Source organism: Okeania sp. SIO2B9 (genome assembly GCF_010672505.1).
GTDB classification, from domain to species: domain Bacteria; phylum Cyanobacteriota; class Cyanobacteriia; order Cyanobacteriales; family Microcoleaceae; genus Okeania; species Okeania hirsuta.
The window spans coordinates 1-7,843 of sequence record NZ_JAAHGK010000193.1; the positions used below are offsets into that span (position 1 = coordinate 1).

At 37.3% G+C, this 7,843-nt stretch carries 7 protein-coding genes; 1 reads left to right on the forward strand and 6 read right to left on the reverse strand.

What is annotated here, in order from left to right:
* Window positions 1–337 precede the first annotated feature (337 nt).
* From F6K13_RS09370 to F6K13_RS09395, 6 genes are all read right to left on the reverse strand, one after another.
* Window positions 338–1,192: a glycosyltransferase family 2 protein gene (locus F6K13_RS09370; RefSeq protein ID WP_124144390.1), complete on the reverse strand. Its 855-nt coding sequence runs from the start codon at window positions 1,190–1,192 to the stop codon at window positions 338–340.
* Window positions 1,193–1,201: 9 nt separating this feature from the next.
* Window positions 1,202–2,002, reverse strand: coding sequence for a TIGR01459 family HAD-type hydrolase (locus F6K13_RS09375; RefSeq protein WP_124155259.1), 801 nt, complete (start codon window positions 2,000–2,002; stop codon window positions 1,202–1,204).
* Between the two features lie 232 nt (window positions 2,003–2,234).
* Window positions 2,235–2,984, reverse strand: a complete 750-nt coding sequence (locus tag F6K13_RS09380) for a class I SAM-dependent methyltransferase (protein ID WP_161564452.1) — start codon at window positions 2,982–2,984, stop codon at window positions 2,235–2,237.
* Window positions 2,985–3,097: 113 nt separating this feature from the next.
* Window positions 3,098–3,223, reverse strand: coding sequence for a hypothetical protein (locus tag F6K13_RS09385; RefSeq protein ID WP_275670332.1), 126 nt, complete (start codon window positions 3,221–3,223; stop codon window positions 3,098–3,100).
* Window positions 3,201–4,067, reverse strand: coding sequence for a hypothetical protein (locus tag F6K13_RS09390; RefSeq protein WP_353735648.1), 867 nt, complete (start codon window positions 4,065–4,067; stop codon window positions 3,201–3,203). The genes F6K13_RS09385 and F6K13_RS09390 overlap by 23 nt, the downstream gene beginning before the upstream one ends.
* A 362-nt stretch (window positions 4,068–4,429) precedes the next feature.
* On the reverse strand, window positions 4,430–5,473 hold the full coding sequence (locus F6K13_RS09395) for a DMT family transporter (RefSeq protein WP_240041638.1): 1,044 nt from the start codon (window positions 5,471–5,473) through the stop codon (window positions 4,430–4,432).
* A 694-nt stretch (window positions 5,474–6,167) separates the two neighbouring features.
* On the opposite strand from F6K13_RS09395, the gene F6K13_RS09400 reads away from it, so the two are divergent.
* Window positions 6,168–7,184 carry an AraC family transcriptional regulator gene (locus F6K13_RS09400; protein ID WP_240038887.1) on the forward strand — a complete coding sequence of 339 codons (1,017 nt, stop codon included), beginning with the start codon at window positions 6,168–6,170 and terminating at the stop codon, window positions 7,182–7,184.
* The last annotated feature ends 659 nt before the right edge of the window (window positions 7,185–7,843 follow it).

Here is a 7,843-nt window from a genome sequence, read left to right on the forward strand (position 1 = left end):
CAGGGAATAGGGAATAGGGAATAAAATTGTTGATTTCATATCTTGAATTGATTTTATTTTTTATTTTTGGAGATGTCTAATATTTTCTCTCCATAAATAAAAAATAAAATCAATTCAAGATATGAAATCAACAATTTTATTCCCTATTCCCTATTCCCTGACTTCTGCAAGAAGTCTATTAGATAAACTTCGCTATCTTCAAGCTTATATGTGTCAATAAATAAGTTATGTTCATTAGTTTAAAAAGTTAATTTGGTTCAGGTAAAAATTGGCTTTCATCGCATTGGTTTAATTGAATATGTCAAGTTTTGTTTTAGCATTAAACATTTCTGGCTTTCTATGATTCATCCAATTTGAGTTCTTGACAAGTGAGAGATTGGTATTGTTGACGTTTGAATTCTTTGAAACCGGGAATCTGATTACAGATGCGTGTCCAATTAGGATTTTTGGACTTATCGAAACGATCAAGATTTGTTGGGGCAGAATGTTCTTCTTCTTGGTGATAGCAGTAAATGGAGGGCAAGTACAGGGGTTTACAGTCGGTTCGAGTGATGATGCGGTAAGCAAAATCAATATCTTCATATCCCCAATGCCCATCATATTCTTCATCAAACCCACCTGCTTCAATGGCGTTCTGGGTTTGAAAAATGGTATTACAACCATGAAAGAATGCCCAAGGATGAGGAGTCGTTGCCAATTTTTTGAGGTAAGGAAGTCTTCGATCTTCAACACGATTATAGTTAGAAGAACTTGCAATGGGAACTGCTTCTGTTAGTTTGTCCCATGTCAGTGGCTCAATATCACCACGACTGATAAAAATACGTTCTGCTGTTAATAAAACATTTTGATCTCGATTCGTTGTATTGATATAGGCACTTAGCTTTGTTAGATAGTGGGGAGGCAAGATAATGTCGGAGTCTAGAGTAATCATCCAAGGATATTGGCTGAGTTTCAAGCCAAGATTACGAGTACGACTTAGGGCGTAGGTAGTTTTTAACTTGGGCTGCTTAATTAAGTAGAGATTGAGCTTGTCTTTGTAGGCTTCATAAAGCTCATCAAGATTATCCCGACTAGAATTATTATCTACTAAGATAATCTCGAATGGAATAGATTTTTCCTGCCAAAATAAGGATTGCAGTGTATTATTGAGAGCAGCCTTACCATTGTAGCAAGGGATTACAAAACTAAACATAGATACAGACTATTGAGTAAATTGCATGAAAACATAATCAGGCTTAATATCTTGAGATGACAACTTTTTGTTCACTAAAGCTGTCTTGAACCCATAATCAAGCCCACCTTTGATATCAGTATAAAGCGTATCACCTACCATGACGATACCTGCCTTATCTACAAAGTTGACATGGGAATGAGCTAGGGCAAATATATCTGGAAAAGGCTTGCCGATGTAAATCACTGTTCCGCCCAGTTGTTGATACATTTGGGCAACCGAACCTGCGCAAAATCGCTTTTCTCCTAGGAGTGAAAGAGTATGTAAATCAGGATTGACACATAGCATCGTCACTTTTATTTCTAGAAAAACTTGAAAATCTTGAGGAGACTCAAAAGCAGAATCTGTTGCCGTTAGCAGTATAAATTCTGCCTCTTGAGGTTGGTTAACTCGCGAGTAGGGTAAACCCTGCAATAACTGCTCATGTTGAGCTTCACCCATGTAATAATAATGGGAACCAACAATTGTTTTATTAGCCGCTGTATCAGCAGAAAGCAGATATCGAGTTGTGTCTCCAGAAGTAACAATGGCTTGATAAAGTGTTTGGCTAATACCCAGAGATAAGAGTTGCTCAGACATAGATGCCCCAATTGTTGGTGTATTGCTGATCAAGACAACGGTTTTTCCCTGATTCTTGAGAAATGTCAACCACTCTATGGCATAGGGAAAGCATCGCTCACCATCTATTAGCACACCCCATAAATCAATAAAAAAAACATCGAATCGCTCGGCGAGTTCATGCCAGGAATCAATAAAACTATTAACTCTCATAATGCTTCAATATTGGACTAGAATTGATAGAAAGATTAGAAAAGAAATCTAGGGCAACTACAGCTTGTTCGACTAGCATTCCTAAACCATTGATTGATGATTTAGCCCCAGAAGCGATCGCCCATTTCTGAAATATTGTGTGTTCAGCAATTTTGTAAGCACACTCCAGATTAGCTCACCGGAGGCAATGAAGCTACGTTCCATTGCCGTTGCCTTGTTATCTACTTTGTCTTTAAAACGCGTCATCATGCCAGTACCAGTTTCGCTGATCCTCTTGGATTTTTCTAAGTGCGACCATTCTATTCTCTTGATCTTCAAATATTTCCCCATACAATTTCTTCGATAGGATGTTTGCCCATCTTTCTTGCTTAATTGAAGACAATATAAACCTTGTACCGACTTCCTTCCATGATTTTGTAAGCTTTTTCCCAACCACTCCCACTTCTTCGTAACACGGGTAATTCTTTAAGAAATCAACAACACGCTTCACTGATGGAAAGCATACATCATCAATGGCAAGAATACCCCCTACTCTTAGCAGTCGAGTTGTATAGAAGCAATCTAGCAGTGTATGGTCAAAAGTGTGCCATCCGTCTATAAAAATGAAATCAAATTGACCTTCATTTGTTTCTAATAGTTTGGGAAGCGCAAATTCTGATTTCTTTTCGATTAGGCTGTAGAAATCAATTCCTACCTCCTCCAATTTCTTGATTCCAACACCATCCCATTGGGTATTTTGGAAAGGATCTATAATAGTGTGTGAAGCGCCTGGTCGTTCACTTATGCCTGAGCAAATATATAGGGAAGAAAGTCCGTATGCACAGCCGACTTCTAAAGTTTTGCGGATCGTGGAATCACTATTAATGATAGAAAATAGAAACTCACCTTCTTCACGATCAACCGTGGAGTGTAGTTTATGAACTTTGCCACTACGCCCTACAACCGAGTCCGCTTCATAGATATTCTTAATAAATTCGTTCATGTTAAGCTTCTTCATTTTTCCAGCTAACCTATAATTCTAATTTGACAAGTGAGAGATTGGTATTGGTGTATTACTAATCAAGACAACGGTTTTTCCCTGACTCTTGAGAAATGTCAACCATTTACAGCATAGGGAAAGCATTGCTCGCCATCTATTAGCACACCCCATAAATCAATAAAAAAAACATCGAATCGATCGCCGAGTTCATGCCAGGAATCAGTTGGACTTTTGACGCTCATAATGTTTCAAGATTGGACTAGAATTGATAGAAAGATTAGAAAAGAAATCTAGGGCAACTACGGCTTGTTCGACTAGCATTCCCAAACCATTAATTGATGATTTCGCCCCAGAAGCGAATGCCCATTTCTGAAATATTGTGTGTTCAGCAATTTTGTAAGCACACTCCAGACAATGAGTTTCTGGGCCAATGATAGCCGGATTTAAGGGTAAGTGATGTCCCTGAATACTAGCTGACGTGGCATTGATAATAAAATCGAAAGGCTCTTGAGGAATATTTTTATAAGTGCAAGTGCTAATCAAATCAAAAGGAAAATCCCGTTTAATCTTTTGGAGACGTTCTTGACTTCGATTACAAATTAAGATACTTTTAGGACACTGATCGATAAGCTCCATCAACATTCCCCGCAACACGCCACCAGCACCTAAGACTAATAATTTCTTATTGCGAAAAGATAGTCTATTGTTACTTTTGACATCTCTGATAAAACCTTCTCCATCAGAATTATCACCGTAAAATACTCCCTGTTGATTGCGAATAATATTAACCGAACCTGCTTGACGGGCACGCTCTGTCAAAAAATCACACAATTCAAAAGCCTGAACTTTATAAGGCACGGTGATGCAAATGTGTGTACCTGATTGTGATTTTAGGTTTAACATCTTTGCTTTTAATTCTTTCGGCTCGACTTCAAACTGTCGAAGTTTTAGGTCTATTCCCTGTGAATGACAGCAGAGTTTGTAGACTTCTCCTAAACGACTATGAGAGAGAACACGTCCAAAATAGGCAAGTTTAAATTCTTGGATTGAGCTAACAGTACTTGGAGACTTTTGTGTGTATACTATGAGTTAAAAAATTTATATTGTACAGATGTTTTACTGGACTAGCAGTAATATAGAATCCGGATAATTGCTATAGCCTGCGTCATTGCGACTTACACTCCGTGGAAGGCAGCAATCTCGTGAAACCCCTGAGATTGCTTCCTGTCGTCGCAATGACGACTTTTCAACCGAATTCTATATAATAGACTTGTCGCTTTATAACTTCAAAAACCCCCAAAAACCTTGTTATATAAGGATTGTAGCTATTGGCACCTAAAAAGGCCTTGAAATTATTGCTCTGTCTAGGTTGGAGCGATTTTTTCCCTCTATTTAGCGACAACTCTAATAGGTAGCCTTGGGATGGGTTGTAAAGGTTTCGAGAATTTTTAAATAATTTCATCCTGAATCAAGATTTGTTTGTTTACACTTTGACTCAACTGAGCTAAGTAAATTCCAGTTAAAACAACTAAGAAAGCTATCCCATTCATAAGTGTTAATTCCTCGCCAAAAATAATCCACGCTAAAAAGCCTGTAAAAATGGGTTCGAGCAATATAAAAAGAGAAACAAATCCTGATGAAAACTGCTTCAAGCTATAAGCCATAATTCCTTGACCAATCACTTGACAGAAAACACCTAGCCCAATAGCGACTAACCATCCGTTCATTGAAGAAGGAAACAGTTGATTTTCAGTCAGCAAAGTTGCAGGAAAAACAACTAATAGTTCTATACTGCAAGCCCAGAGAAGCACTGTAGTTGTCGAAAATTTTTCTCGTAGTTTTTCAACAAGCATATAAGTCCCTGCATAAAACCAAGCAGAAAGTAAAGCAGCTATATCGCCTATCAAGTGATCTGTAGAAATCTGGAAATCTTGTATGCTAATTGAAATCGTTCCTCCCAATCCCAAAACTAAACCGCTCAAAAAGTAATAATCAAATTTTTTGCCTAAAAACAACCATCCAGTCAAAGCGACAAATAATGGCATTAAATTATGGAGTAAGTTAGAGTTGGTAACGCTAGATTCTGTTAAAGACCAAGCCCATAACAATACACAAGGTACACTAATCAGACCAGACATTACACTCAGAACTATATCTTTTTTCGTGTAGGTTTCGGGTTCAATGGAAACACCCTCAATGATTTGGGAGCGTGCTTTCGTGAACGTTTTCCAGACTACTAAAGCAATAATCGCAATCCAAAGACGATTAAAGATAGTGGCAAAAGGGCCGAGTTCGTTTTCGCTGAGTCGAATCAAAATTGAAGCTGAAGATAAAATCAAAATGGCAGTTGACAAGAGTATCAATCCTATCCAATTTGATTTGACCATTGTTTGTGTCTGCGACATGAAGTTCGTGTTTACTTCATTATCTTTTAAATTATTGAGTTGATTTATATCTATTTTTTCTTGATTATTTTCCTGATTTGAAAGCACTTTTGTCTTGAATTACTATAATTTTTTTGAGGACAGATTTTGCTCGAACTGTTGTGATATCAAATCCGCTAGCTTGTGTCGATAACCATCTCTCCGTGCTGGAGAGATGAGAGACAACATTTATAGCGCTACGCGCTAGGGAATAGGGAACAGAAGACTGTAAAAGGGTTTTCCTAGGTCATGCTGCGCAAACAGGATTTAAAAATGTCCTAACCTATTTGCGTACTGCTATACCTTTGGAAAATATAAAACTTATTGGATGTATCAACCCCTAGAGACTTAAACCCGACTTCTAGCCCAAGGAAACGCATAGATAAATGCCTGCACTCCGAGGGTGTATGCGTACTCTTCTTCCTAATCAAAATCCGATTTTCTATTTACAAAAGACATGGGTATAACCTCATAACAAAAGACGATCTATTGAAAAACATCACTAAAACCTTGTTAAAAGGGCCAATACAAATTCAAGCTATGTCCCAAACCACAATCAAAGTAGCCTTGGGATGAGCTTGTGTTATTGGGTAATTCAAGGACTTTAAGGTTAGTTTACTGGTAATCTATCTCTGTAGATATACGAAAATTATAACTTTCTGATATATACAAATTAAATAACTAAATCTGAATAAATATAAATTTTATTTATAATTGGTTTGATTATTTTTTTTGATGTGGTGGTGTAAAAGTAAGTTGATTTATGAATACAAACAATAGTAAAATTACCCAAACTAAAGATGCTCCTGGGATGACGAATCCGAAGATTATCTCCAAATCATTTACAGATTTGGATGGTTTCAAAGAGTTTTTTTATTATCAAGGGCTCGAGAGCGTACAACTCACTCCCGGTTCTCTTCTAGCTGAGTTTTCATCAATTCAAGTTGGTAACTTACATTTCATGTCCGCTCAAGCGAATCAAGGCGTTCAATTATCAGGTGAAAGTCCAAAAGGATACATCTCTTTCGCGATAATTTGGTCTGAGAATGAAAAAGAATATTACTCCTTTCGTTGCCCTATTAAACCTCAAAGAACTATTTTTGGGTTCAATGGTCATAGAGAAATAGACTCAGTATTTCCTCACGGTGCAACGGTGATAGAGCTTATACTGCCCGTTGAAACTTTTAATGCTTATGCAGATCGACTACAACGCCACGATCTAGACGATAATTTCCGGAGTAAACGTCATGTGAATTTGTTACCAACTGGAATACAAGAAATTAAAGATTACTTAAAACAACTGATTTGGTTATCAGTACACCAACCAACTTGGTTTCAAAACCCTCATATTGAAAAACTGGTTGCCGATGATTTCGTTCCTTTGTTGATTAGTCAGATTCCCATTAAGTTAAATTCCAAGTCTTTCCTCAAAGCTTCCCGAAGAGAAAAGTTGATTGCCCAAGCTGAAAAAGAAATGTTAACAGACTTAGAAAAACCTCTGACTTTAAAACAACTAGCTCAAAATTTAGGTTCTAGCAGTTGTGCGTTATCTTTTGGTTTTAAAGATTTATTTGGCGTGAGTCCGATGCGTTATCTCAAGGTGCGACGACTTAATGCAGTGCGACAACTCCTGAAAGCAAGGGAACCCGAAAATTGTACTATAAGCATTCTCGCCAGTAAATTTGGGTTTTACAGTCCATGTCATTTTACTCAAGATTACAAAGCCATGTTTGGGGAGTTGCCTTCAGAGACGTTGGCAAAACACTACTACAAAAGTTAGCTTGCATTACTGAAAGTCAAAACTTTTAGCGTTGGTAAATGAATGGATGAATTAAGCAGGAATAGGCAGTCCTCCTCGACAGTTAGGTATGTTACAGTAGCATGAGAGGTATGTTAGTGCAAACATAATTCTGTAGCGTTAGTCAATGGAAAGATGAATTGAACGTCCCAAGAGCTACGGATCGGGTAATACCAAATCCGGTTAAATAACCTCACAATAATCAATAGCTTAAAATTCTGATTATGACATTATTGGATCTATATGCAATTAGGCGGATTTGATATAACATCTTGAACGCCAGATTTTTTCACACATAAAAAAACAACCCTAGAAAACTAAGCAAAAAATCATGGCCTATTTTGCTATGGATAAAGAATTTCGGTGGTGGTACATTTTCATTAATTGATAATTGATAATTACCTCTTCACTTTAAAGATGTCACAAATAGTTTCAAACTTTAAATGTTAAATAATTTCCTATACTGTAGGATTAAAGTTTTGAGCTGATAAAATCTTACTTTTGACTTTTGACTGGAATTCCCTTTCGCTAATTAACAGTCCACCCCAAGCAAGTAATATCATGTCCGGTTGAACAGTGATAAATAAATAACTACGGAGTCCTCAGGAGTCAGGAGTCAACCCACCCCTCGCCCTAACCCC

Coding starts and splice junctions, on each gene's coding strand:
- F6K13_RS09370 (WP_124144390.1), bottom strand. CDS start 1,192: ATGTTTAGTTTTGTAATCCCTTGCTACAATGGTAAGGCTGCTCTCAAT.
- F6K13_RS09375 (WP_124155259.1), bottom strand. CDS start 2,002: ATGAGAGTTAATAGTTTTATTGATTCCTGGCATGAACTCGCCGAGCGA.
- F6K13_RS09380 (WP_161564452.1), bottom strand. CDS start 2,984: ATGAACGAATTTATTAAGAATATCTATGAAGCGGACTCGGTTGTAGGG.
- F6K13_RS09385 (WP_275670332.1), bottom strand. CDS start 3,223: ATGAGCGTCAAAAGTCCAACTGATTCCTGGCATGAACTCGGCGATCGA.
- F6K13_RS09400 (WP_240038887.1), top strand. CDS start 6,168: ATGAATACAAACAATAGTAAAATTACCCAAACTAAAGATGCTCCTGGG.